General features: G+C 65.9%; 2 protein-coding genes. Both read right to left on the bottom strand.

Translation table 11 applies throughout. The features are described 5' to 3' along the window. Positions 1-345, bottom strand: a 345-nt coding sequence (locus RMP09_RS08115) for an argininosuccinate synthase domain-containing protein (RefSeq protein ID WP_310565472.1), incomplete at its 3' end; no start/stop codon positions are given. 8 nt (positions 346-353) lie between these two features. After that, positions 354-636: pyrimidine/purine nucleoside phosphorylase (locus RMP09_RS08110; protein WP_310565471.1), on the bottom strand; the 283-nt coding region annotated here is incomplete at its 5' end.

Genomic DNA, 636 nt, shown 5'->3' with positions numbered 1-636 from the left:
CACCAGCATGGTGCCGGTGACGGCGCGGCCCAGCGGCGTGGTGTTGAAGTAGGTCACGCCCGCGGTGCTGATGTGGAAGGCGCCGCACTGCAGCGCGGCAATGCCTTCGTGCGCCAGCTGGGTGCGGCAGTCGATCAGGCGCGCTTTTTCGGCGCCGTACTGCATGGCCTTGCGCGGGATCTCGTCGTAGTCCGGCTCGTCGGGCTGGCCGAGGTTGGCGGTGTAGGCGTAGGGGATTGCGCCCTTCTGCTTCATCCACAGCAGGGCGGCGGAGGTGTCCAGGCCGCCGGAAAAGGCGATGCCGACTTTCTGCTGCGTGGGCAGGTTCTGAAGAATGGTGGCCATGTGTGTGCTCAGCCGAAGTGGCAGATGTAGTGGTAGGGCTCGGTCACCCGGATGTCGAAGCTGCTGTTGCCGGGGATGCTGAACTTGTCGCCCGGGCCGGACTTGAGCCAGGCGTCGGTGCCGGCCAGTTTGTATTCGCAGCCGCCGGCCACGCATTCCATGATCTCGGGCGCGCCGGTGTTGAAGGTGAGGGTGGCGGGCAGCACCACGCCGACCGACTTCTTGGTGCCGTCGGGGAAGGTGATGCCGTGGCTGACGCATTTGCCATCGAAATACACGCTGGCCTGGGTG

This window comes from Hydrogenophaga sp. (assembly GCF_031426985.1).
Lineage (GTDB): Bacteria > Pseudomonadota > Gammaproteobacteria > Burkholderiales > Burkholderiaceae_C > Hydrogenophaga.
This window is presented reverse-complemented; position numbering and strand designations above follow the sequence as displayed.